The organism is Marivibrio halodurans, assembly GCF_017963645.1.
Taxonomy (GTDB): Bacteria; Pseudomonadota; Alphaproteobacteria; order UBA8366; family Aestuariispiraceae; genus Marivibrio; species Marivibrio halodurans.
This window is the reverse complement of sequence record NZ_JAGMWN010000001.1, coordinates 358921-382020: the sequence shown is the minus strand read 5'-3', so window position 1 is coordinate 382020 and position 23100 is coordinate 358921. Positions and strand designations below refer to the sequence as shown.

Here is a 23100-nt window from a genome sequence, read left to right as displayed (position 1 = left end):
GGGCCAAGTTGTTGGTTGAAAAGGCGATTCGACGAGCCTTCCGACACGCCGCGTGAAGGCCGCGCGGCGGGAGAGCCGATAGGGTGGTCGGGTGTCGGAAGTGGGTATTGGAGGCGCGGGCCGGAATCGAACCGGCGTAGACGGCTTTGCAGTTATGAAACCACTCCACAAGTGGTTTATATACATAGAAAAATCAAATAGATACCGGTGTACACGGCATTATTGGTGACATTCCAAGGGCATGGCGTGGGTACAAATCTGGGCACAGAGGGCACAGAGGAGAGCATATGGCGGAAGCCGAAATCCGTGACATCGAAGCCGAGCACCAGTGGGAGCTAAGGGGGGTAGACGACGGCGTGAAGCGGTACCGCGAAGCGGTCGCCAAGGCCAATGACCGCGCTCAGGCCGGTGGTAGGGGAGGTCTTGCCGACATGGAGGCGGGGGAGGTCATGCTTACTGAAATCCTTAAGCCCTTGATCCCCGCTGTACGGGAAGCGCAGGACGAGGCGTTCCAGACGATCCAGGGGCGCGGAAAGATACCCAAATGGGCCGTTCCGATGCTTTGCCTGGAGGCGGAGAAACTGGCCGTCGTGATCGTCCGGTCGACCTTGGCGGGACTGTCCGTGGAAATTCAGGACTACCGCCCGGTAACCCCGCTCTCCATTGCCATTGCCGGAAATGCCAAGACCCAGCGGGAATTCGACCTCTTTAAGCAGAAGGAGGCCGAGAAGAAGAAAGCCGCAGAGGATAGCGGCGACGCAGCCGTGGACCTCTACAAACTGATGGAGCGGCGGGTGAAGAAGGTCGATGCCCGGAACGCCAAGAAGTGGATGAAGCTGTCCGAGGAGAGCGTGGCCCTCGATTGGGACAAGGAAACCAAGGTCCATTTCGGTCATAAGTGCGTCCAGCTATTGGTCGAACACGGAGGCGGATGGTTCGAAATGCAGATGCACTACAAGGGCAACGGGCGGCAGTTGGTGACCGAGCGACAGATCAAGCTTACCGACGTAGCGAAGGAATACATCACGCATTATCACGCTGTATCCGAGCTACAGCGCCCGTTCATGTTGCCGATGATCGCGAAGCCGAACGATTGGAAGAAGGAGATGACATGAAGGCTACAGTCTATATCCGACCCCACGGACGCGCCCAGGACATCGACGTCTTCGATGTGTATCCGGCCGACGAACAGTTCTTCCAGGACAACGCCTTTGAAGTCTCGATGGAGGACACGCCCCTCGGCTTCATCGTCTATGCGGACGTCGGTATCCGCCAGGAGGACGGCACCCCGGTCGAGGCGATGGAACTCGCTGGAGGGAGAGACTGCAAGGACACCCTGAATTCGCTGCGTCGGAAGTGCGTGGAACTGATGGCTGCGGAGGACATCTGATGATCCATGACAATGACTTCGGTCACCCCGAGACGCCCCGTGAGTTCGCCATGCTGGACAAGATCAAGATGCTGGAACGTCGGATTGGTTATGAACAAGCGGGCGTTATGACCGAGATACGGGATGAACCGGCATCGTTTATAAGTCCCGAGTGTACAAAGATGCTTCAGGTCGCCAAGATGACAGCCTGGAGAACTTGGAATGACTCATGGCGGTTCGATGCCATTGGCTACTCCAAAGTTCGCGGTTCCGATTACCAACTAGGTTATTACGTCCCGCATGACGACTATTGTGATCGGGACTTCGGCGACGTTCTGATCGACATGCATCATCGTCTGATCAGGATGATCGGCCGGGACCGTTTCAACCCGGAGGGCGCATGACTCTAAGGGAGGCTCGGCGCCGTTGGCAGAGGACGAAGAACCGGCTCGTCAATCGGCCGACCAAATGGCTGCCGGTAAACAAGCGGGTGTTCGATGAAGTCGTGGCCGTGACCGAACCCGGTCGCTACCGGGAGGTCCATACTATGCAGGGGATGACGCGGCTGCTTGTCTACAATGGCTACCCCCAGGACATCGTCGCCCGGACCTTTCAGACTGCCCGTGGGGTACATCGGTCTATCAACATGCGTCACTGGGCGGTCCAGGAATACCTCGGAGGGTTCCGTGACGAAGAAACGCAAACGCTACGGGAAACCGACGCATCGCTCGCTCTTCCAGGGACGGGCGTTCAAGCCCCAGGTCGTTCCCGACAAGCGTAAGTACATCCGATCCAAGGAAAGAAGGAGGAACAAGGTCCAATGAACCTGAAGATCGCGATCCAACCCGAGTCCGGCGATCCTGACTGGCTCGCATCGAAGGGTAAGATCGAGGTGAAGAAGAAGGTTACGCCCTTCCTGTTGAACCAAGCCTGGAGCCCGTTGGGCGCCATCGGAGCGGAACTTAGCCGGGCGGCGAAGGAGATGGGCGGCATCCTGTTCGACCGGAAGAACGGAGCGGAGGACGCGTGAAGCATACCCTGATGGAACCAGGGGACGGTCACGAGTGCCCGAATATCGCCGATTTCCCCGGGCTTTGCATGATATGCGATGGCGGTTTGACCCTCTGCAAAGTGTGCGGGAAGGCTGAAGCGGAACTCGACGAGCATCCCGAGTGTCCTGGACATTGTCACGAGGAGGGTGAATGACGGATTACAGCGGTGGCTACTACCTGATCGAAACCCCGCTGATCAAAACGGGTATCCACACTCATACGGCGGAATTGGATAGCCCGCTTTCCCAGGACCACCTTGACGCCGTGAACGCGGTCCAGAAGACACCGTTCATGACGAACGACTGGATCGTCGATATCATCCGCGAAGCCTATACCCATGGTGACGTCATCGCCGACCTGCCGTCCGCCGACGACCACCCGCTACCGAAGCGACTGAGCGCCGAGGAGTGGGACGCCCTGTCGGACGAGGAACGGGCGGAGAAGAAAGCAGAACGCGAGCGTATCCACGACCTGAACGCCAAGCTGATGGGTCGCCGCGAGGCACTCCTCCGCAAGTTGTCCTTGGCGGAAAGGCTCCGGGACAAGACGCTTTATTTCCCGTCGTCCGTCGACTGGCGGGGGCGGCTCTACCCCATGCCCCAGGACATCAATCCGCAACAGGACGACCTCGGGAAATCCATGTTGATGTTCGCGAACGGCAAGCCGCTTGGCAAGAACGGAGCCTACCACCTGTGTCTCCGGGGCGCGGCGACATTCGGGATGGATAAGGTTTCATTCGAGGAGCGTGTACAGTGGTTTATGGAAAATGAGCGCGAGGTGATCGATAGTGCGCGGAACCCGCTGGACGGTAGACGCTTCTGGACCGAGGCGGACGAGCCGTGGGGGTTCCTGGCGACCTGCCGGGAATGGCTTGGTTATGTCGAACAAGGCGAGGCGTTCATATCGCACCTTCCAATCCCACAGGACGCCACCTGTTCCGGGCTGCAAATTCTGAGCGCCATGGGGCGCGACAGCTATGGCGCGGCGCAGACGAATGTGGCGGCCGGTAACACCCGCCGCGATCTCTATACCATCGTGACCGACCGTGTGATCGAGATTGCCGAACGTGACGCGAAGGATGGCAGTGACGCGGCGAGCCGTTGGCTCGGGAATGTGACCCGCAAGACCGTTAAGCGTGGCGTGATGACTATGCCCTACGGCGTGACCCGTGCTGGACTCCGTCAGCAGTTCATAAAGGACGGCCACTGCGACGCCTTGGACGGCCACAAGGCGCGTAATGCGGAGTACATGACCAGCGCGCTCCTGGAGGCGGTCGAGGGCGTTGTTCGATCCGCTTCGACGATCATGCAGTGGCTTCAGGACTGCGCCAAGGCGCTGGCTCAGCAGGACGAGCCGATGGATTGGACGACCCCATCGGGGATGCAGGTCCGTCAGGCGTATTGGAAGCGTAACAAAAAGCGTGTTGCGACCCTCTATGGCGAGTGCGTCCTTTGGGAGGAGGAGCCCGTCATGGGCATCGACAACCGGCGTCAAGCATTGGCGGCCGCGCCGAACGTGATCCACAGCTACGACGCCGCCCATCTGGTGAACACGGTGAACATGGCCAAACGCTCCGGCATCGACGATTTCGCCATGATCCACGACAGCTTCGCCACTCACGCGGGGGAGGACACCCGAATCCTTGGCGACATTCTCCGGGAAGAGTTCTACCACATCTACAAGGGGGACCCTCTCGGAGACCTTCACAGGATGCTGTCCAAGGACGGGGCGTTCGATCTTCCCCAGCCACCGTCGACCGGGGACTTCGACATCTCCGAAGTCCTGCGGAGCGACTATTTTTTCAGCTAAGGGTACATCGGTTTCGTAACTAATAAATCATGTACCTAGTGAACAGACACTTTCACACACGAAAGGAGGATCGAGCGATGGATATCCAGAACATCGCCAAGGTTCTTACCAACAAGGAGTTCATCTCGGCGGTGCTGACGGGGGCCGACAAGATGGACAATCTCGCTGACAACCTCGGCTTGACCCAGGGTCAGCGGCGGGAGGCTGCCGCAATGCTTGGTGCCACCTTCCTGGAAGCGATTTCGGGACACGGCGAGTCGCCGTTTTGGGAGGCGTGTGAAGCCTTGGAACGAGGCAGTGAATTGATCAGCCGCTACCGCGAAGCGAATACGCCGGTGGACGATCAGAAGGGTCTCGCCACGGTGGCGGCCGTGTCGAGCGCATACGGTAATTCGTAAGGAGGATCACATGGTGGCGAAATCGAAAGGCGCGACCGCCAAGCGCAGCGAGAAGGGCGGAACGAAGAAGACCCAGAAGAAGTCCAAGGGCAAGAAGAGCGAGGCGTACAAGGTCGTCGGCCCGGCTTGTGTCCTGGCCTATACGTTCATTTACAGCCCGGACGACCGCTGGGACGAGGACGAGCCGCAGTACAAGGGGACTGCCCTGGTTCCGAAGGACGACGACAGTATCGTCTGGAAGGACGCCGACAAGAATACCCAGCATGGGTCCGAAGCGTTCGTCGAGTACATGGAGGGACTGAACGACCTTCATGCCAAGGGCAAGAAGTCGAAGAACCCGCTCTTCAAGGATGGCGACGAATACGACGACGAGAAGTCGGAGTTCCATGGGCACTGGCTTCTTGAGTGCCGGTCGGCCTTCCAGCCGAAGATGGTCGATAAGAAGCGGAACAGCCTGGAGGACACGGACACCCGGATCATGGCCGGTGACTTGGCCAAGTTCCGCATCACGATGATCCCTTACGACGGGTTCGGCGGGGGCGTCACTCGCTATCTCGACGCCGTGCAGTTGATCGAGAAGAGGAACGGCGGATCGGACGCGGCTGACGACTTCGATGACGAGGATGACGACGAAGAGACCAACGACGAGGAAGAGGATGACGACGAAGAGACCAACGACGAGGACTTCTAACTTCGTCTCGGCCTTCCGGGATTGGTTCGTCGACCGGGCGGGAGCGGCGCTGCTTCGCCTGACTATCGACATCGATCCGGTCCCGGCATCCCGTCCACGCGTCGGAAAGTTCGGAACCTACTACGCAAAGACCTACGCCAAATGGCGGAAGGCCGCGCTCCCCTTCGCCAAAGCCTTTGAGGGGCCGAAGCTGGAGGGGCCGGTCGCCGTGATGGTCGAGCAAATCGTCCAGAAGCCAAAGACCACCAAGCGCTTCTGGCCCAAGGGCGACGTCGATAATTACGTCAAGGCACCGCTCGACGTGCTCACTAAAGGCGAGAAGGTCTGGAAGGACGACGATCAGGTCGTCTTTTGCACATCCACCAAGCGCTTCACGGAAACGGGCGAGGCGCCCGGAACCTTTCTCTATTGGTTCCCGCTCGCCGAAGAGGAGGACACATGAAGGATCGCAATGACCTGTCGAATTGGCTCCATGGCATGAGCCCGCAGGTACGGACCCTGGCCGAGCATCTGATCAATATCGGAACCATCTCGGGCCTGGAGGCCCGTAGCCTGTACCGGATCGAGGCGCTGCCGCGCCGTGTCTCGGACCTGGAGGTCGTGATCATGGGTGCGGGTCTCCCTTACACCATCGAGCGGACAAATCGTAAGGACCCGACCGGCAAGCGTTACGTCCGCTATCGTCTGGTTAGGCAGTCGGCCGAGCGGACGGCCTTCACTGAGCGGGATGTTCCGCTACCCCGCTTCCTGACCAGGGCGGCTGCGTGATGCTGGGTACGCTACTTTTTTCCGACATGGGCGACCCAGGACCGGGGCCGGAGATTTTGATCATGGCGGCGCTCTCCGCCATGAGCGTTCTGATCGTTTTCGCCTGAGCCGTCGCCATACGTTCCGTCCCGACCGGATTGCTCTTGGACGGGTCTCTTCTCGCACCACCACAATAAGGAGGAGGCATCATGCCCCGTTTCATTCGCAAGCTGTTGCAGGTTGTTAACCCGAATGTCGCTACCGTCGACAACGTGATGGCGAGCTTTAGCGCAATGATCACCGATCTGAAGGAGGTCGGGGACATCGCCAACGCCAAGGCCGAGGAGGCGTATGACGTCTCCGATAGGAAATTCCATGAAGGAACGACCCACTACCGGGAAGCGGCACGTGCCCAGCGGATGCGTGTCCGCCTGTCCGATCTGATCGATCCGCCGAAGGGGAAGGAGTTGGACTTCACCTACGAGGCCCCCGTCTAATTCCTGGAGCTATCGACCGACCCTACACAGCGGGCGGGCCTACGGGCTCGCCCGTTTTTTCATGCCGAAAGGAGAGGCCATGAGCGTCGAGATCACAGCCGACATCGCGGAAGGCCGGGTTTACTTCATCCCGAGCGACAAGCCTCAGACGAACCCCGAACGGGGGCGGTGGCGGATGCGACCGTGGGACACCATGAACCAAAAGAAGACCGTCGCCACCCGCGTTCCGAAGCGTCTGTTCCGTGGCATGGGCAAGAAGAAGCAAAAGCTTAAAGGTCAGAAGAAAGGGGGACGCTGATGGCACAGACTTTCTGGGACCAGAAACGTCAGGAACATGTGACCGTTCTGGAGGACGAGAACGACCGCCTCGCCATGGCGACCGGCAAATGGGAAGAGGTCAAGCGCAAGTTCGAACGCCTGAAGACCGAATACGCCACGACCCTGCTTCACCAAGGGTATGACGAACCTTCGAAGTGTCTGAATGCCGCACAATCCATGGCGCTTGAGCGCATGGCGAAGGACGCGAACGTCAAGAAAACCCTCACGGTAATGGATGGCGCGGCGGCGTGATCGATCCGCTGTCCCTTCTGGAGTGGGCAGCATTCCTGGCGTCAATGACATGCGTGTTCCTATACGGGCGCAGCAAGACTTTCGGGGCGGTGTTGGGGGTCGTTACCGCGATCCTCTTCATCACCTGGGGTCTGTTGGCGTCGGTTCATGCCGCCGCCCTGACTAACGTGGTCTTCCTCTTTCTTCACCTTCGAAACCTATGGATCGCCCGAAAGGAGCAAACCCATGCGGCACCTCGCACTGAGGGAGCTTGCTGAGTACAACTCTATCCGTTGCCGGGAGTGGCAAGGCCCGAATGGCATTGCGTCCTGGAGCCTGTCGGACTGGGCCGTGGAAATGGCCGGAGAGACCGGAGAGGCGTGTAACATCGTCAAGAAGATGAACCGCATCCGGGACGACGTTGAACGCAGTAACGAGGACAGCCAGGAGCTTCACCGCAAGCTGGCCGATGAACTGGCTGATGTCGTGATCTCCGCAAGCCTCCTGGCGCTCCGGGCTGGGATCAACCTGGATCGTGCCGTGGTCGAGAAGTTCAACGCCACGAGCAAGAAGAACGGTCTGACGTCAGTGATCCCGGAGGGCTGATGGCCGGTTGGGTTAAGACCCACCAGCCCTGCCCGTGGTGCGAAAGTTCCAACGCATTTTCAGTCAACACGGATGGCTGGGGAAAGTGCTTCTCATGCGGTCAGCGTGGGAAGATCGACGGACAGCCGGAAAGGAGGAAGGTGAGCAGTAAGACGAAGCGGCTTCTCCAGATCGAGGAGGTCAGGCCCCTTCGGAAACGCTGTATCGACGAAGAGACATGCCGAAAGTTCGGCTACGGATACGGCGAGGACCGACACGGTAATCGGGTTCAGATCGCGCCCTATTACGATAGCAATGGGGCGATGGTCGCGCAGAAGTGCCGCAAGCCCGACAAATCCTTCTACGTCACGGGCGATCTCGGACAGGCCGGTCTCTTCGGTCAGCAACTTTGGAAGGAAGGCGGTAAGCGTTTGGTCATCACGGAGGGCGAAATCGACGCGCTCTCAGTGGCCCAAGCCCTCGGCTATAATAATTGGTGGCCGGTCGTATCCCTGCCGAATGGCGCGCAGGGCGCCGTGACATCGGTCCAGGCGCAGATCGAGTTCGTTGAAAGTTTCGAGGAGGTCGTCCTCTGTTTCGACCAGGACGAACCCGGAAAGAAGGCCGCCGCCGAGGTTGCCGAGGTCATCACCCCCGGCAAGGCTAAGGTCGCCAGTCTTCCCCGCAAGGACCCCAACGAGATGCTCCAGAACCGCGAGGTGAAGGGCATCTGCAATGCCATCTGGCAAGCGCAGGAGAAGCGGCCGGACGGGGTAATCAACGCATCCGACCTCGCCGAGAAGGTGAAGGAGCCGCTGGAGATGGGGAAGGGCTACCCCTTCCCGTGCCTGGACGGCTTGACCTATGGACAGCGCGGCAGCGAAATCGTGACCTGGGGCGCCGGGTCCGGCGTCGGCAAGTCGGCATTCGTCCGCGAGATCGCCTATCATAACGCCATGACCCACGGCGACCCCATCGGGTACATCGCCCTTGAGGAAAATGTAAGCCGCTCCGCTCGGGGGTTCGTGGGACTCCACCTGGACAAGCCGATACATCTTCCTGGCCAGGATATAGCCGAGGAGGATATCGACCACGCCATCAAGGAAACCCTCGGGACGGATCGGTTCTGGCTGTACGACCATTTCGGTTCGATACAACAGCGGTCTCTCATGGGGAAAATGGCGTACATGGCGGCGGTCGATTGTCGCTGGATCGTCCTCGACCACCTGAACATCGTCCTCTCCGGCATGGACGAACCCGACGAGCGCAAGGCTATCGACAAGATGATGACCGCTCTTCGGTCCTTCACCGAACGCACGGAGGTAGGCTTGCACTTGGTGGCTCACTTGTCCCGCCCAGGCGGTGGGCAGGGGCACGAGGATGGCGCCAAGCCGAGCCTCAAGGATTATCGCGGGTCGCACGGCATCGTGCAGTTATCGGACCTCGTTATCGGACTTCAGAGGGATAGCTCCGCCGCCGACCCGGCGACACGGAACAGCACGGTCATATGGGTTCTGAAGAACAGGTACTCCGGCATGACCGGACCCGGCGACGTCGTTCGCTACAACGACGAGACCGGGCGGCTCAACCCCATTGGATGGTGGGTCGACGAGGACGGCGAAGTCGATTTCGACGACGAGACAGCTTCCGGGTCCACCAGCGGCGATGTCTCGGACGAAGAAGCGTTTTAGCCGCGAGGAGTGGCGGTACGTCCGCAAGAGGTTCAGGGATTGTAGGGCCGAGGCGAAGCGCCGGGGGCTCGCCTTCGATCTCACGCTTGAAGAGATCGAGTTTCCTCGGCGTTGTCCCGCTTTGGGCGTGCATCTTTCCTACCTCCCGCCCCAAACGCGCGGGAAGAAAAGACCGGAAGTCTTCTCGTTCGAGCGTCTGGATAACGATTTCGGCTACGTGCCCGGAAACGTGGTCATCGTCTCTCATAAGGCCAACAGCCTGAAATCGGACCTGTCGGCAGAGCAACTGCTTCGGGCCGGGGAATTCTTTACGCGGCACGTACAGCGCTTTCATCACAAGGAGTAACTGGATGCTGACAGAGATCGCCGACATCGAAACAGACGGTCTCCTACCGCTTCCACCTCATAACAAGAAGACCATGACGAAGCTTCACTGCCTCGCGGTGAAGAACCCGGATACGGGCGATGCCACGCTTTACGCGGACCATCCAGGCTATCCCAGTATCGAGGAAGGTGTGGATCGGCTGCGCCGGGCGGATCGGATCGTGATGCACAACGGCATCAAGTTCGACTGCCCGGCACTTGTTCGGTTTGGGTACGAGGATTTCAGCGATAAGGTTTTCGATACCCTGATCGTCTGGCGCTTGGTCAATCCGGGTCGGAAGAACGGTCACTCCCTCGCGGAGGCGGGTAGGGCCTTCGATTTCCCAAAAGGGGACATTGACAGTTTCGAGCGGTTCACCCCCGCCATGGGAACCTATTGTCTTCGGGACGACGACGTAACCGAGCAGCTATACAAAAGGCTTGGACCTATTGCAGCCCGTTACGGCTACGCCGTCGAGCTTGAACATGAAGTCGCCAAAATTCTGTTCCTCCAGGAGCAGAACGGCTTTCGGATCGACGTCGAAAACGCGCAGGAATTGGTGGGCCAGCTTCGCCAGGAACTTGAGGACATCAAGGATAAGCTGCGCGATAGCTTCCCGCCGATATGGGTCGCCAACGGCTACAAGGAACCGAAGCGTACCGTCCGCTACAAGGACCCGCTTCAGGCCGATCTAACGGCCGGGGCGCCCTACGGCAAGGTCAAGCTCCAGGAGTTCAATCCCGGATCGCGCCCACAGATCGCGGATCGGTTGATCCGCCGATATGGCTGGAAACCGGACAAGTGGACCAATACAGGTCAGCCCGAGGTCAGCGAGGAGGTATTGAAGCGTCTGACATGGCCCGAGGCGAAGTTAGCCGCCGAGTATCTCGACACCAATAAGAAGCTGGGTCAGATCGTCGGCAAGGATCGCGACAAGGGCTGGCTGAACCTAGAGCATGGCGGCCGGGTTCACGGGTCGGTCATCACGACCGGCGCCGCCACGGGACGCATGTCCCACAAGTACCCGAACATGGCGCAAGTGTCCAAGGACCCGCGAATGCGGGCGCTTTGGAAGCCACGAGAAGGGTGGAAGCTGATCGGCATCGACGCCGATGGCTTGGAGCTTCGCGTGATGGGCCATTTCTTGGCCATGTACGACGAAGGGGCCTTCGGCAAGCGTGCGATTGAGGGAAGCGCGGAGACGGGTGACGACGTCCACACCCTGAACCAACGCTCGATTAAGCTCTATCTCCGGGACAGTGCCAAGACGATCATCTATGCCATCGTCTATGGCGGAGGGGACGCCAAATTGGGCCGCGAGGTGATCGCGGACGCCCGAAAGGCCGGAGCGAAGAAGCCTCATGGATCGCCATCCGCGCTCGGTAAGGCCGCGCGAGAGGCTCTGATGAAGGGCATTACAGGTTTCGATAGCCTATCGCGAAAGACGACGAAGAAGGCCAAGCGCGACGGCTGGATACCGGGCCTCGACGGACGGAAGATTAAGGTCCGCTCCCTTCACTCATGTCTGAACTTCCTATTCCAAGGCGCGGGCGCCGTCATCATGAAGGAGGCTCTGGTCATTTTCCACCGGGAGATGATGCACCGGGTCGGGCCGGAGAACGACATCGTTATCGGCCGGGATTGGGCCTACTGCGCCAATGTTCACGACGAATTCCAGATCGAAGCCAAGCCGGGAATCGCCGAGTTGATCGGCAAGACGGCATCGTGGGCCATCGAAGAGGCCGGGCGCAGTTTGAACCTACGCGTTCCGATGACCGGGTCCCATGACATCGGGGACAACTGGTCCGAGACCCACTAAGGAGAAAATACAACCTATATGACTACTGCTCTGATCGATGCTGATATTGTCGCCTATAAGGCGGCGTCGGCCACGGAGGAGGATATCGACTGGGGCGACGGGGAGGAGGGCGTGACCGCCTCCCTGGCCCAGGCGAAACGATCCGCGGACATGCTTCTCGACACATGGCTTAGGCCCATTAAAGGGCTTCGGGCTTGGCTCTTGTGCTTTTCCTCTGATGGAAATTTCCGCAAGGAAATATTCCCGGAATACAAGGCCAACAGGAAGGGTATGAAGCGGCCGGAGCATCTGACGGCGGTCAAGGATCACCTGTCCACCCAGCATAAGAGCTTGTCGATACCTCGCCTGGAGGCGGACGACGTGATCGGCATCTATGCAACCTCGGGCCATTTCCATAAGCCGGTGATCGTGTCGACGGACAAGGACTTACTGTCGGTCCCGGCCCGGCACTTCAACCCCGATAAGAAGCAGAAACGCCGAACGAACCGGTTCATGGCCGACTATGTCTGGATGACGCAGACCCTAACCGGCGACGTGACGGACAACTACAAGGGCGCGAAGGGCGTCGGCGAGAAGCGCGCGGAACGTCTTCTGGAGCCGTGCTCGACGCTAGCTGACATGTGGGAAGCCGTCCTCGGCGCGTTCGTGGACGCCGGGCAATCGGAAGAGGATGCGATCCTGAACGCTCAGGTCGCCCGCATCCTCCGGGCAGAGAACTACGACCAGGACAAGGAGACAATTCACTTATGGCACCCGACGAAGTCAGTCGTCCTTCCCACTACGTCGACGGCCGGGGCATCGACCCCATCGACTTCACCGCGCAATGCGTCCGGGACTTGCCCGGAGACGAAGCTCTCCACGTCGGAACCGTCCTCAAATACCTCGCACGGTACAGGCGGAAGCACCCGGAAGACCCGGCGCAAGACCTCCGAAAAGCACGACAGTACCTCGAATGGGCAATCGAAGCGGCCGAACGGAACGGGCCGGAAGAAGGGCCGGAAGAAGAAGACGAACCGCAATACGTCTGGCGGTTCATGACAGGTTTGCCGCCCCGGCTCGATCACCAGAGCCGTTGTCTCTGTGGTGTCGCCAAGTCGGTGTGCCACGACCACGGCACGTGCCGGGACACACCGGGGTCCCCATGCTCCCGGATCAACCGATAAGACCTCGCCTCGCCGGTGCTTCCGGCGGGGCCTTCATGCAAGACCAGGAGAGTAATGACACAGATCGGGCCTGAGCTTCCCATCTCCCAGGAAATATACCGGACCAAGTACCTCCAGGAAGGCGAGAGCTTCACAGCCGGGATGGACCGCGTCGCCGACGCTCTTGCCGATGACGACCTGCATTTCCAGAACCTCGCCGAGCTTCTGTCCCTTCAGAAGTTCCTCCCGGCCGGACGCGTTCAAGCCGCCATGGGTTCGGGCCGACATGTAACGCCCTATAACTGCTATGTGGCGCCGACGATCCCGGACACGATGGACGGCATCATGGATGGGGCGAAGTTCTCCGCCAAGACGATGAAGCTTGGCGGCGGCATGGGGTATGACTTCTCGCCCCTACGCCCGCGATACGCGACGATCCGCTCTCTGGATAGCCACTCGTCGGGTCCCGTCAGCTTCATGGGCATCTTCGACGCCATGTGCGCCACGATTTCCAGTGCCGGTCACCGACGCGGCGCCCAGATGGGTATGCTGCGCGTGGATCACCCGGACATCCTGGAGTTTGTCGACGCCAAGGCCAACCACGACACCCTGACCAACTTCAATCTGTCAGTGGCGGTCACGGACGAGTTCATGACGGCCGTCCGGAACGGCGACGTATTCCCTCTCCGCTTTGAAGGAAAGGTCTACAATTGGGTTGGCGCTCGATATCTCTGGAACAAGATCATGTCGGCGACCTGGGACTGGGCCGAACCCGGCGTGGTGTTCATCGACCGCGTCAACGCCATGAATAACCTCTGGTATTGCGAGACGATTGCCGCGACCAACCCCTGTGCCGAGCAGCCCCTACCGCCCTACGGAGCCTGTTTGCTGGGTTCTATCAACCTCGCCAAGTATGTCGAAGAGGGGGACGAGGGACATCTCGTGATTAGGCTGAGGGATATCCTGGAGGATATCCCCACCATCGTCCGCGCCATGGACAATGTGGTCGACCGGGCGGTCTATCCGCACCCGGAGCAGGAGAACGAAGCGAAGTCTAAGCGGCGTATGGGCCTAGGCGTGACGGGCGTGGCCAACGCCCTGGAAGCTATCGGGCATCCTTACGGAACTGTTGGCTTCCGGCGTATCCTGAATGAGATTTTACGTGCGATCACGAACGAGACTTACCGTGCGTCGGCGAAGCTGGCGCGGGAGAAGGGACCCTTCCCGCTCTTCGACCGGGAGAAGTATCTCAAGAGCGCGTTCGTCCAGGGCTTGGACAAGGATACCCGTGAATGCATCTACCTTCACGGCATCCGAAACTCCCACCTCATGTCTATCGCCCCAACCGGCACGATTTCCCTCGCCGCCGACAATGTTTCGTCTGGTATCGAGCCCGTGTTCAGCCACGGCTTCACGCGCACGATCAATATGCCGGACGGTCTGCGGGAGGAGCATGTCGACGACTATGGCGTCCGTGTCTTCGACCATTACGGCCGCACGGCGGATAAGCTGACCGTACAGGATCACGTCGACGTTCTGAACGTGGCCGCTTACTGGATGGATAGTTCCGTCAGTAAGACGTGCAACGTCGGCGCCGACGTCACGTTCCAGGAGTTCAAGGACGTCTATTGGAAAGCCTATCTGGGCGGTTCCAAGGGATGCACCACCTATCGCGCCTCGGGTAAGCGGCACGGAATTCTGAACGCCGACGAGAGCGGGCCGGTCCATGAAGGGTCGGCTTGCTACATCGATCCCGAGACGAACACCCGAACCTGCGAGTGACCACGAAGGAGACGGCGCCCATGCCTGTTGGGATTATCGAGACGGCCCTAGTCGTGGGCGCCATCTACAAGTGGAATAAAAATCGAAAGGCCAAGCGTGGAGGAAGCAACTCCACGGCAAAACCTGTAGCTATTGCAGAGGTATCGCAACCATGGATGACAGCCTCTACCTCCCCGAAACGACAGACGGGCTTCTGGAATTTCTGGCGGAAACGTACCCTCCCAAGTGTATTGCGCCTGACCAGCGCCCGGAAGATGCCCATCGGTACGCCGGCAAGGTTGAACTGATCCGAGAGTTGATTTCCCAGCGCGAGCAGGAGCGCGATGAAGGTTGAGTTCTGCCAGGAGCCCGAGTTCCTGACCGACTTCCTCGCGGCGAACGACTACCCCTTCGATTGGCCCGTGGAGTATGTTGAACGGGTTCTAATCTGCCGCCTCACGACATCTGACAAACTGAAAACGTTAGGGTTCGTGTGGTTTCACTGGGTCGAGGACGCCCCAGATGTCCTGGAGTTCCACATTTGTCTGGACCAGGAGCACCGAACCCTGCGGCTGACGCGCGGGGTGATCAAGGACCTACATAAAGTCGCCGACCTGTGCGGTGCCAAGGTACTTATGTGCAAGGTCTATAACAAGGCGATCCTCTATCAAATGCTACGGCTCGGTTGGCAGTCTTCGGGGACCATCTGTTTCACCGAAATTCCCAACCATTGGAGTAATTAATGAGTACGCCGGACCCCGCGCCTCGACAGACGGCGGCACCCCGATATACCGCCAGCGACGGGAAGACTTTCAGTTCCAAGACCGCGCGCGACGCGCACGACGCCGAACTGAAGCGGAAGGAGAAGCTGAAAGACCGGAAGGAGAAGCTGAAAGACCGGAAGGAGAAGCTGAACGCGGCCCACCAAGACAGCATAAGCGCCGCGCAAACGAATACGTCCCGGACGCGCTTCCGGTCCAGCGGCGTCACGAAACGCAAGCAAGGGAGCGTTTCCACCCAGACCCAAGGCGCCGGAGTTTCTATTTAATGGGACTGTTTGGCGGCGGCGGTGGAAGCGTGCCCCAGCCGGAAATCGTTAAGCCCCCCAAGTCCGAACCCAAGCCCGAGAAGACAGAGAAGGAGAAACCTAAGCCTGTCGATCCAGAGGGCATCGAGGAGGTTCGGAAACGCGCAAAGGAGCGCGAAGACCATGTGGATCGCGAAGCATTCACGATCCCGATGGCTGGCACGTCCGGGTCTGGCTTGAGTATACCCAACAAACAGAAGCGGAAGAAATCTAAGAGTTAATGGCGGATACTGCGCGAGCGCGGTACGAGCGCTTGAAGTTTAAGCGGGAGCCCTTCCTAGAGCGAGCCCGCCGAGCGGCGGAACTGACACTTCCCTCCCTACTTCCTCCCGACGGTCACCAAGGAACGTCCCGTCTGCCGGAGCCCTACCAAAGCCTTGGTAGCCGGGCGGTCGTTCATTTGTCTTCCCGTCTGATGACGGCCCTTCTGCCGCCGGGGCAGCCCTTCTTCAAGATGACGATCCCCCCGGAAATTCTCCAGGAGTCCGGCCAGATGTCGGTCCCCGAGAGCATGACCCAGAAGCTAGCGATGGCCGAGCAACTGGTTCAGGGAGAGATCGAGCGGAGTGGCTGGCGTCAATCGACCAATCTATGCACCCAGCTTCTCGTCGTGACGGGGAACGCTCTGGAGTGGATGGGGACCGATAACCGAATCCGCGTCTACCCCTTCAGTCAATACTGCGTTGTCCGTGACCGCGCCGGTAATCTCCTGGAAATCGTCCTAGAGGAAAAGATGGCGCCGGAGAACGTGCCGGAGAAGGCCAAGGGTTCGCTGACGCCTGGACAGCAGAAGGCGGACAACGGCGAGGACGTCGCGATCTACACCTGGGTTCGAAAGGGCAAGGATGGCAGCTTCAAGGTCCAGCAGGAGATCAACGACAACGTAATCGAGGGAACGAAAGGTTCCTACAGCCCGGATCGACTCCCGGCGAACCCCTTGCGTTGGTCCGTAATCCCTGGCGAAAGCTACGGGCGAGGGAAGGTCGAGGAGCATATCGGCGACTTGACCAGCTTCGATGGCCTCAGCAAGGCGATGCGCGACGGCGCCGCCATGGCGTCTCGTAATCTTTATGTCGTGTCGCCCCAGACCTACGCCAAGCGGATGAAGAAGTTCCTGGAGACGGCCGAAAACGGCGCTGTTGGCGTCGGCGATGCGGACAGCGTCACCATGCTCCAGTTTGAGAACGCCAATGGGATGCAGGTCACATCGGCCGAAATCCAACGCTTGGAAGAGAGCCTCTCCGGCGCCTTCCTTCTGAAGTCCGGCCTTCGACGTGACGCCGAGCGCGTCACCGCGACCGAGCTTCGGATGCTGGCTGAAGAACTGGAGGGAGTCCTGGGCGGTGTCTATTCGATGCTGTCCGAGGATATGATGCGCGTTCGCCTCAAGCGTCTGATGTTCCAGATGGAACAACAGGGTAAACTTCCCGAGATGTCGGACGTGGTCGAACCCCAGGTCGTGGTCGGGCTGGAAGCCCTCGGTCGAGAGCAGGATGTGGTGCGAATCCAAACCGTCCTCAATTTGATCCAAGGAATGGGCGAGGAAGTCCAGGATTACATCCCCTGGCCCGATCTTCTGAAGAAACTATTCGTCGGCGTTGGTCTCCCAAGCAACGTCCGTACCGACGAAGAGGTACAGCGAATACGGCAGAAGCGTCAGATGTCCGATAGCATGGGACAGCTTCCAGCCGATGCCGTTAGACAACTTCTAGAGCAGCGACAGAGCTAAAGGAGCATGGCAGAAAACGACAACCGGGGCGGAGACGCAGCCGCTCAGACGCCCGAAAAGGGTACGCCTGAATATAATGAAATGATGGCCCGCCGGTACGAGAGCGGCTTCCGCGACGGGGAATCGTCCAGCACGGCCGACCAGATGGATGAGATTTCCCAGGAAGGCAAACCCCAGAAGCCAGACAATGTACCGGACAAGTTCTGGAACGGCGAGAAGGGGGAAGTCGATGTCGAAAACCTCCTGAAATCCTACCAGGAATTGGAAAAGGGGACGTCCGGTGGCGGTCAGGAGAGTCAGGAAGGCTCCGATGGCGGCGACCAGGAGCAGCGTTCCAGTTCCGAAGACGGGGAAAACGACGGCTCCGAGGGCGGCGACCAGGGGGTCAAGAACGTTATCGAGAATGCCGGGCTCGACTGGAGCGAGATTACCGGCAAGATCGATAAAAATGGCACCCTCGACGACGAGGACTTCGACGCTCTGGAGGATGCCGGAATCCCGCGATGGATGGCTGAGGAGCATATCCAGATGCGCGAGGCATCCAAGCAGATGGCGCAGCGGCGCTCGGCGGACTATGCCGGAGGCCAGGAAGTCCTGAACCGGATGCTGGAACGTGCCGCGAATGAGCTTCCGCAGAGTGAAATCGAGAAATACAACGGTCTCCTGAATAGCAAGGACTGGCGTATTGCCATCGACGCGATGAAGTCACGCTTCGGCGCGGACGGAAACGCCAGCGGAGGCGACGAGCCTAGCCTTATGGAAGGTGACAATAGCTCGGAGACCGAATCCGGCTTCACCAGCCAGCAGGAAATGATCGACGCCATGTCCAAGCGGGACGAGAAGGGGCGTCGGCTCTACGATATCGATCCGCAATACAAGAAGAAGGTTCGTCGCAAGGTGGCGATGTCCAACTTCATGTAGGGTCCGCCAGCGGGGAGCGACATCCCCGCCTCTATCTCTTGTACCTATTGAACCCGCTGAGTGCCTTGGCTCCGCCCCGGCGAGAGCGCGCAAGACGCTTCGTGGTTTCCCTCCTTTCCCACGAGGAGCGCCGGGTTCACGGATTACCCGCCCGCAGCGTGCTGTGGGTACGAGGCCCAGCGCCTCGCCAGCGTCGCCCCCGTCCACGGTAGCTCTGATAACCAGACCCGGCATCACGGACGGGCGGCTTTATTATCAACCCCGGTACCGCCTCTGCATTAAGCACGCGGCCGGGGTCATTCATTTCACGCTTTGACGCCCTCGGCTTGAGCCCTGGGCCGTATTTCAAATCCTCTCCGACCTAGCCAGTCGTGACGAGGTGGGGTGCGCCCCTCGTCCCTGCCCCGGAGGTGGCCCCGAAGGGGAGGCGACAGCGCATCCTGGACGACCCGCGAATACGACCGGCCCGCTACGGCGGACAACCGGGACAGGAAAGGGTGTGTCCGAAAAGTACATCAGTTTCTCTACATCTATTTTCGCAAGCAGGGAGTTTCTACCCACAATGGCTTTTGGTGACGACGGCAATCCGGCCCGGTTTGGTAAGGGTCAGAGCGCCGACGACCGAAATCTGTTCCTGAAGATTTTCGGCGGTGAGGTTCTCACGGCATTCCAGGAGAAGGTCCTCACCCTCGACAAGCACAAGGTCCAGAATATCGAGAGTGGTAAGTCCGCTCAGTTCCCGAAAACTTGGAAGGCCCAGGCCGAGTACCATACCGCTGGTAAGGAGATGCTCGGGAACGACATCGATACGACCGAGGTGACCATCACCATCGACGGTCTGTTGGTTGCTCACACGGCGATCTATGACCTCGACGAGAAGATGTCGCACTTCGACGTTACAGGTGAGTTTTCTACCGAGCTTGGTCGGGCTTTGGCTCGTGAGTTCGACAAGAACGTCATGCGACAGACCATTCTGGCCGCTCGCACGAGCGCCGATGGTCCTTTCCCCGGCGGAAACGTCATCACGGACGCTGCCCTGGCGAACAGCGGCACCATCTCCGGTAAGGATTGGATCGACGCGATCCGTCAAGCGAATATCGACCTGTTCGATAACGACGTACCGGACGACGATCCGCGCTATATGCTCGTCAACGCCAAGGTGTACGACGCGATTAAGTACGCCAAGGACACCGATGGCAACTACCTCGTCGTGAACCGTGACTTCGGCCAGATCGGCGCCATCGCCGGTCGCGAGGAGGCGATGCAGATCGACGGTGTGACGATCATGAAGCAGCGCACGATCCCGAACAGCGACGAGAGCGCCGATAGCTCGGTCTACTCCAAGTATCAGGCTGACTACAGCACGACTACCGGCATTCTGTGGACGCCGGAGGCTGTCGGCACGCTTCGTCTCCAGGACATCGCCATGGAAACCGAGCGTGACGTGCGGCGGCAGGAGGACTTCATGGTGTCCAAGATGGCCGTTGGCCATGGCACCTTGCGTCCCGAGACCGCCGTGGAGTTCAAGACCGCATAATCTGCGGTTCGTCGGTCAGTAACCATTCATCCAACATAGCGGGTCAGTCTCCAAAGAGGGGGCTGGCCCGCTTTTTCGTTTGAGAGGACATGAGTAGCAAAAAACTCGACGCGGTGAACCGCATCCTGGAGGTCGTCGGCGAAGAGCCCGTCAACAGCCTTCAGTCCGGTGATCCCGATGCCGAGGCCGCAGAGCGCTTCGTTGATCGGACATCCACCGATATCCAGTCCATCGGCTGGTTCGAGAACACGGAAGAGAATTGGATGCTGGTACCGGACGCCAAGGGTCATATCGACATGCCGAAGGGCACCCTTAAGGTCGACACTGTCGGCGCCGATAAGGTCACGGATGTAGTGCTTCGGGGTGACCGGCTCTATGACCGACGCAACCGGACCTTCGTGTTCGATGCGGGCGTCCTGGCGGACGTCGTGCTGAAACGGCCGTTTGAGGAATTGTCGCACCAAATGTGCCGCTACATCGCGGCTCACGCCGCGCGACTGTACCAACAGAGCGAAATCGGATCGACCGTGCTCGATAAATTCGTGGTCGCGGAGGAGCGCGACGCATGGACGGACCTGCTATGGGCCGACGCTGAAGCGGAGGATGGCAATGTCCTTACGGACAACCGTCACGCTCATATGATCACCCATCGAAAGAACCGATTTTACGGAGCCTAAATGGGACTGTTGATTGATCAGCCCATCCGGTCCCTGTTCAATGGCGTGTCCCGCCAGCCGCATACCGTTCGCCTCCCTTCACAGGTTCAAGAGGCGGACAATGTTTTGTTCAGTGTCGTGTCCGGGGGTTTCACGAAGAGACCGGCCCTGAAGCTGGTCGGAAAGACGGGGTTGGACCCTTCCAACCCGTATAAAGCACATGCTTACGCGCGGGATGCCAATGAACAATATTGGATGACCATCGATAATAGTGGCGGGCTTTCAGTCTTCGACGCGCTCACCGGCGAGGAAAAGACGGTAAATTTCTACGGCAGTTCCGAGCGTGACTACATCACGACAGGGGACCCTCGAAATAATATCGTCATGGTCACGGTCAAGGACTATACATTGGTCGTGAACCGCTCGATTATTACATCCATGGGCGTCACGTCGGGCGGCGGATTGTCCGGTTCTGTCGCGACGTTCGGGGATTTACCCTATTCGGCGAGCAGCAACCCTCCCAGCGACGGCGTGGTTTATAAAGTGACCGGCGCGGCTACCGGACTGGACGACTATTACGTCAAGTACGTGCAAGCTAGTGATATTTGGATCGAGTGGGTCCGCCCGGGCTTGAAGAATGCCTTCGATGCGTCGTCCATGCCGCACAAGATCGTCCGCGAGAGCGACGGAACCTTCACCCTGTCTCGGATCACGTGGCGCGCGCGCGAAGTGGGCGACGACGTGACCGTTCCTCAGCCCCCTTTCATTGGATCGGCGCTATCCGATTTGTTCTTCTTCAAGAACCGGATGTGGCTGGTAAGCGACGAGGACATTTACTCCTCCAAGTCGGGGGACTTCTTCGAATTATGGCCGGACAAGGCGACCCAAGTGCTGGACACAGACCCGATCCACCGGGTTGCTAAGTCCAATACGGTGAGCCCGCTCCGGTGGGCGACGCCTCACCGCGAGACGGTGTTTCTGACGTCCGCCAATTCCCAATTCACCCTTTCGGGCGGCGCCACGATGTCTCCTAAGACGGCGTCCGTGGATATGACTACGACCTATTCGACGTCGTCCCTGGCTCGACCCGTCACGGTCGGTGACCAGTTGTATTTCGCTGCCTCCACTCAAAGGGACGCGGTCCTGTTGGAGTATTTCTATGATGACGAAACGCTGTCGAACACGGCGGCGGACGTCACGAAGCACGTTCAAGGGTACATCCCGGCGGAAATCTCCACGATGGACGCGGACCCGACTACCGGAATGCTCTTCGCGGTGACGGATGGGGAGGAGGACACGGTATACAACTACACCGTCTATTGGGACGGGGAAACCAAGGCTCAATCCGCCTGGGGGCGATGGCGCACGCGCTGCGATGGCATCATTGGTCTGCAATGCCTGGGAGATCGCTTGTCGGTCCTGGTCTCTCGCGGCGGCGACGTGTTTATCGAGGAATGCGCGTTCGTTCCCGAGGCACCTCTCGTGGGAATGAATTTCAATCCGCTATTGGACTGCCGTGTGGCGGTGGCGGGTGATCACGACAGCGATAACAACGTGACGTCGTGGACGCTACCGTTCCAGCATCAGGCAAAGGCTATCGCCGTGGCCAGCGGCGACTTCAACAGCGCTGGCCGGGAGGTCAGTCTCGATCATGACTCCGGGGACCCGTACAAGGTCAGCGCCAAGGGGGATTGGTCTGGCGGTGATATGATCATCGGATTGCCTTACACGGCCTATGTGGAGCTTTCCCGAATCTATGTCCGAGAAGGGGAGAATAACACCGTTCTCGGCGGTCGACTTCAGTTGAAATACATGAAGGTGTCCTTCACCGAAACCGGGTTCTTCGAAGTCGAAGTCACCCCGGACGGCAAACCCACGAGGACTTACACGATGTCTGGACGGAAGCTCGGCAGCGCGACGAACAGGGTCGGAGAGCAGCCGATACTGTCCGATATCTTCCGCGTCCGCGTGAAGGGGAAGGGGGACACGACCACAATCGCCTTCAAGAACGAGACGCACCTTCCCTTCACCGTCACGAGCGCCACGGTCAAGGGCTTCTTCAACGAGCTTTCACGACAGGAGAACGCATAATGGCGATTTCCACGGGGGCCGCGTTGGCGATTTCCGCCGTTACGACGGCTGTGGGGTCGTTTGCCTCTTATAAACAAGCCCAGAACGCGGCGGATATGCGGAAGGATGCTGCCCGGCGTGAAGCCAACATGGCTGAAGAAGTGGCCATGGATAACTTCGCGCGGCAGCAAGAAGAACTTACCGAACGGCAGGAGCAGGTCGACGAGGCTTCCGAGGAGAAGAAGTCCGATCTCGCCCGCAAGGCCGATGCGGAATTCGCCGCCCTCCAGGCGCAGATGGCGTCGGGGGGTGGCGTTCTGGGGACGACCAACGCGCTACGGATCGCGAACGAGCAGCGATATCTGCAAGGCGTGGATGTTGGTCGGATCGAGCGGCAGCGTCAGCGCGAGATTGACGCCCTACAGAAGGACAAGGAAGCCGTCTCGCAGGAGACCGCGAACGCCATCAACCGAGGCAATCTTCAGGTGGCGACCACATCGGCTGAAGCCGAGATGGCTGAAAGCAACGCTCGCACCAGTGCGATGATGGACACCCTCAACTCCGGCGTACAGATCGCCACCAGCTACGCCAAGCATCAAGAACGACTGGAAGCAGCTAAAGGATAA

The 23100-nt window shown here is 59.4% G+C and carries 28 protein-coding genes and 1 pseudogene; 28 read left to right on the top strand and 1 reads right to left on the bottom strand.

Features of this window, described 5'->3' with window-relative positions:
* The first annotated feature begins 287 nt into the window (after positions 1-287).
* The 18 genes and pseudogenes from KAJ83_RS01705 (at position 288) to KAJ83_RS19725 (ending at position 12734) form a co-directional block, all read left to right on the top strand.
* On the top strand, positions 288-1115 hold the full coding sequence (locus KAJ83_RS01705) for a hypothetical protein (RefSeq protein WP_210680285.1): 828 nt from the start codon (positions 288-290) through the stop codon (positions 1113-1115).
* Positions 1112-1390 carry a hypothetical protein gene (locus KAJ83_RS01700; protein WP_210680284.1) on the top strand — a complete coding sequence of 93 codons (279 nt, stop codon included), beginning with the start codon at positions 1112-1114 and terminating at the stop codon, positions 1388-1390. The genes KAJ83_RS01705 and KAJ83_RS01700 overlap by 4 nt, the downstream gene beginning before the upstream one ends.
* Positions 1390-1773 (top strand): hypothetical protein, encoded by a 384-nt coding sequence (locus KAJ83_RS01695; RefSeq protein WP_210680283.1) that lies wholly within the window; start codon positions 1390-1392, stop codon positions 1771-1773. Before KAJ83_RS01700 ends, KAJ83_RS01695 begins: the two co-directional genes overlap by 1 nt.
* A 416-nt stretch (positions 1774-2189) precedes the next feature.
* Entirely contained in the window at positions 2190-2399 is a 210-nt protein-coding gene (locus tag KAJ83_RS01690) for a hypothetical protein (RefSeq protein WP_210680282.1), read from the top strand.
* Between the two features lie 172 nt (positions 2400-2571).
* The gene (locus KAJ83_RS01685; RefSeq protein WP_210680281.1) at positions 2572-4230 is read left to right on the top strand and encodes a DNA-directed RNA polymerase; all 1659 of its coding nucleotides are present in this window, start codon (positions 2572-2574) and stop codon (positions 4228-4230) included.
* A gap of 77 nt (positions 4231-4307) precedes the next feature.
* A complete protein-coding gene (locus KAJ83_RS01680) occupies positions 4308-4628 on the top strand; it encodes a hypothetical protein (RefSeq protein WP_210680280.1) in 321 nt (106 codons plus the stop codon).
* A 10-nt stretch (positions 4629-4638) separates the two neighbouring features.
* Positions 4639-5319 carry an ssDNA-binding protein gene (locus KAJ83_RS01675; RefSeq protein WP_210680279.1) on the top strand — a complete coding sequence of 227 codons (681 nt, stop codon included), beginning with the start codon at positions 4639-4641 and terminating at the stop codon, positions 5317-5319.
* On the top strand, positions 5285-5761 hold the full coding sequence (locus KAJ83_RS01670; protein ID WP_210680278.1) for a RusA family crossover junction endodeoxyribonuclease: 477 nt from the start codon (positions 5285-5287) through the stop codon (positions 5759-5761). Before KAJ83_RS01675 ends, KAJ83_RS01670 begins: the two co-directional genes overlap by 35 nt.
* Entirely contained in the window at positions 5758-6087 is a 330-nt protein-coding gene (locus KAJ83_RS01665) for a helix-turn-helix domain-containing protein (protein ID WP_210680277.1), read from the top strand. Before KAJ83_RS01670 ends, KAJ83_RS01665 begins: the two co-directional genes overlap by 4 nt.
* A gap of 188 nt (positions 6088-6275) precedes the next feature.
* On the top strand, positions 6276-6563 hold the full coding sequence (locus KAJ83_RS01660) for a hypothetical protein (protein WP_210680276.1): 288 nt from the start codon (positions 6276-6278) through the stop codon (positions 6561-6563).
* A 79-nt stretch (positions 6564-6642) separates the two neighbouring features.
* Positions 6643-6861 (top strand): hypothetical protein, encoded by a 219-nt coding sequence (locus tag KAJ83_RS01655; protein WP_210680275.1) that lies wholly within the window; start codon positions 6643-6645, stop codon positions 6859-6861.
* Complete coding sequence (locus KAJ83_RS01650; protein WP_210680274.1) at positions 6861-7133, top strand: hypothetical protein; 273 nt, start codon at positions 6861-6863, stop codon at positions 7131-7133. Before KAJ83_RS01655 ends, KAJ83_RS01650 begins: the two co-directional genes overlap by 1 nt.
* Positions 7134-7358: 225 nt before the next feature.
* Complete coding sequence (locus KAJ83_RS01645; RefSeq protein WP_210680273.1) at positions 7359-7718, top strand: MazG-like family protein; 360 nt, start codon at positions 7359-7361, stop codon at positions 7716-7718.
* On the top strand, positions 7718-9388 hold the full coding sequence (locus tag KAJ83_RS01640) for a toprim domain-containing protein (RefSeq protein WP_210680272.1): 1671 nt from the start codon (positions 7718-7720) through the stop codon (positions 9386-9388). The genes KAJ83_RS01645 and KAJ83_RS01640 overlap by 1 nt, the downstream gene beginning before the upstream one ends.
* A complete protein-coding gene (locus KAJ83_RS01635; RefSeq protein WP_210680271.1) occupies positions 9363-9734 on the top strand; it encodes a hypothetical protein in 372 nt (123 codons plus the stop codon). Before KAJ83_RS01640 ends, KAJ83_RS01635 begins: the two co-directional genes overlap by 26 nt.
* A 4-nt stretch (positions 9735-9738) precedes the next feature.
* Complete coding sequence (locus KAJ83_RS01630) at positions 9739-11571, top strand: DNA polymerase (protein ID WP_210680270.1); 1833 nt, start codon at positions 9739-9741, stop codon at positions 11569-11571.
* An 18-nt stretch (positions 11572-11589) separates the two neighbouring features.
* Positions 11590-12000 (top strand): annotated as a pseudogene (locus KAJ83_RS19730) (hypothetical protein); the annotation flags it as partial.
* A 317-nt stretch (positions 12001-12317) separates the two neighbouring features.
* Positions 12318-12734 (top strand): DUF3310 domain-containing protein, encoded by a 417-nt coding sequence (locus KAJ83_RS19725; RefSeq protein ID WP_379786875.1) that lies wholly within the window; start codon positions 12318-12320, stop codon positions 12732-12734.
* A 33-nt stretch (positions 12735-12767) separates the two neighbouring features.
* Here KAJ83_RS19725 and KAJ83_RS01620 read toward each other — a convergent pair whose 3' ends face one another.
* Positions 12768-13001 carry a hypothetical protein gene (locus tag KAJ83_RS01620; protein ID WP_210680268.1) on the bottom strand — a complete coding sequence of 78 codons (234 nt, stop codon included), beginning with the start codon at positions 12999-13001 and terminating at the stop codon, positions 12768-12770.
* Between KAJ83_RS01620 and KAJ83_RS01615 the strand changes: the two genes are divergently transcribed.
* The 10 genes from KAJ83_RS01615 (at position 12912) to KAJ83_RS01570 (ending at position 23100) form a co-directional block, all read left to right on the top strand.
* Positions 12912-14495 carry an adenosylcobalamin-dependent ribonucleoside-diphosphate reductase gene (locus KAJ83_RS01615; RefSeq protein ID WP_246484209.1) on the top strand — a complete coding sequence of 528 codons (1584 nt, stop codon included), beginning with the start codon at positions 12912-12914 and terminating at the stop codon, positions 14493-14495. The two genes, KAJ83_RS01620 and KAJ83_RS01615, sit on opposite strands and share 90 nt — an antisense overlap.
* A 151-nt stretch (positions 14496-14646) precedes the next feature.
* Positions 14647-14829: a hypothetical protein gene (locus tag KAJ83_RS01610; RefSeq protein ID WP_210680266.1), complete on the top strand. Its 183-nt coding sequence runs from the start codon at positions 14647-14649 to the stop codon at positions 14827-14829.
* Complete coding sequence (locus KAJ83_RS01605; protein ID WP_210680265.1) at positions 14819-15217, top strand: hypothetical protein; 399 nt, start codon at positions 14819-14821, stop codon at positions 15215-15217. Before KAJ83_RS01610 ends, KAJ83_RS01605 begins: the two co-directional genes overlap by 11 nt.
* Complete coding sequence (locus tag KAJ83_RS01600) at positions 15217-15522, top strand: hypothetical protein (RefSeq protein WP_210680264.1); 306 nt, start codon at positions 15217-15219, stop codon at positions 15520-15522. The genes KAJ83_RS01605 and KAJ83_RS01600 overlap by 1 nt, the downstream gene beginning before the upstream one ends.
* A 259-nt stretch (positions 15523-15781) precedes the next feature.
* Entirely contained in the window at positions 15782-17290 is a 1509-nt protein-coding gene (locus tag KAJ83_RS01595; RefSeq protein ID WP_210680263.1) for a portal protein, read from the top strand.
* Between the two features lie 6 nt (positions 17291-17296).
* Entirely contained in the window at positions 17297-18211 is a 915-nt protein-coding gene (locus KAJ83_RS01590) for a capsid assembly protein (RefSeq protein WP_210680262.1), read from the top strand.
* 562 nt (positions 18212-18773) lie between these two features.
* Positions 18774-19748, top strand: a complete 975-nt coding sequence (locus KAJ83_RS01585; RefSeq protein WP_210680261.1) for a phage capsid protein — start codon at positions 18774-18776, stop codon at positions 19746-19748.
* A gap of 89 nt (positions 19749-19837) precedes the next feature.
* Entirely contained in the window at positions 19838-20425 is a 588-nt protein-coding gene (locus KAJ83_RS01580) for a hypothetical protein (RefSeq protein ID WP_210680260.1), read from the top strand.
* Positions 20426-22495: a phage nozzle protein gene (locus tag KAJ83_RS01575; protein WP_210680259.1), complete on the top strand. Its 2070-nt coding sequence runs from the start codon at positions 20426-20428 to the stop codon at positions 22493-22495.
* On the top strand, positions 22495-23100 hold the full coding sequence (locus tag KAJ83_RS01570; RefSeq protein WP_210680258.1) for a virion core protein, T7 gp14 family: 606 nt from the start codon (positions 22495-22497) through the stop codon (positions 23098-23100). The genes KAJ83_RS01575 and KAJ83_RS01570 overlap by 1 nt, the downstream gene beginning before the upstream one ends.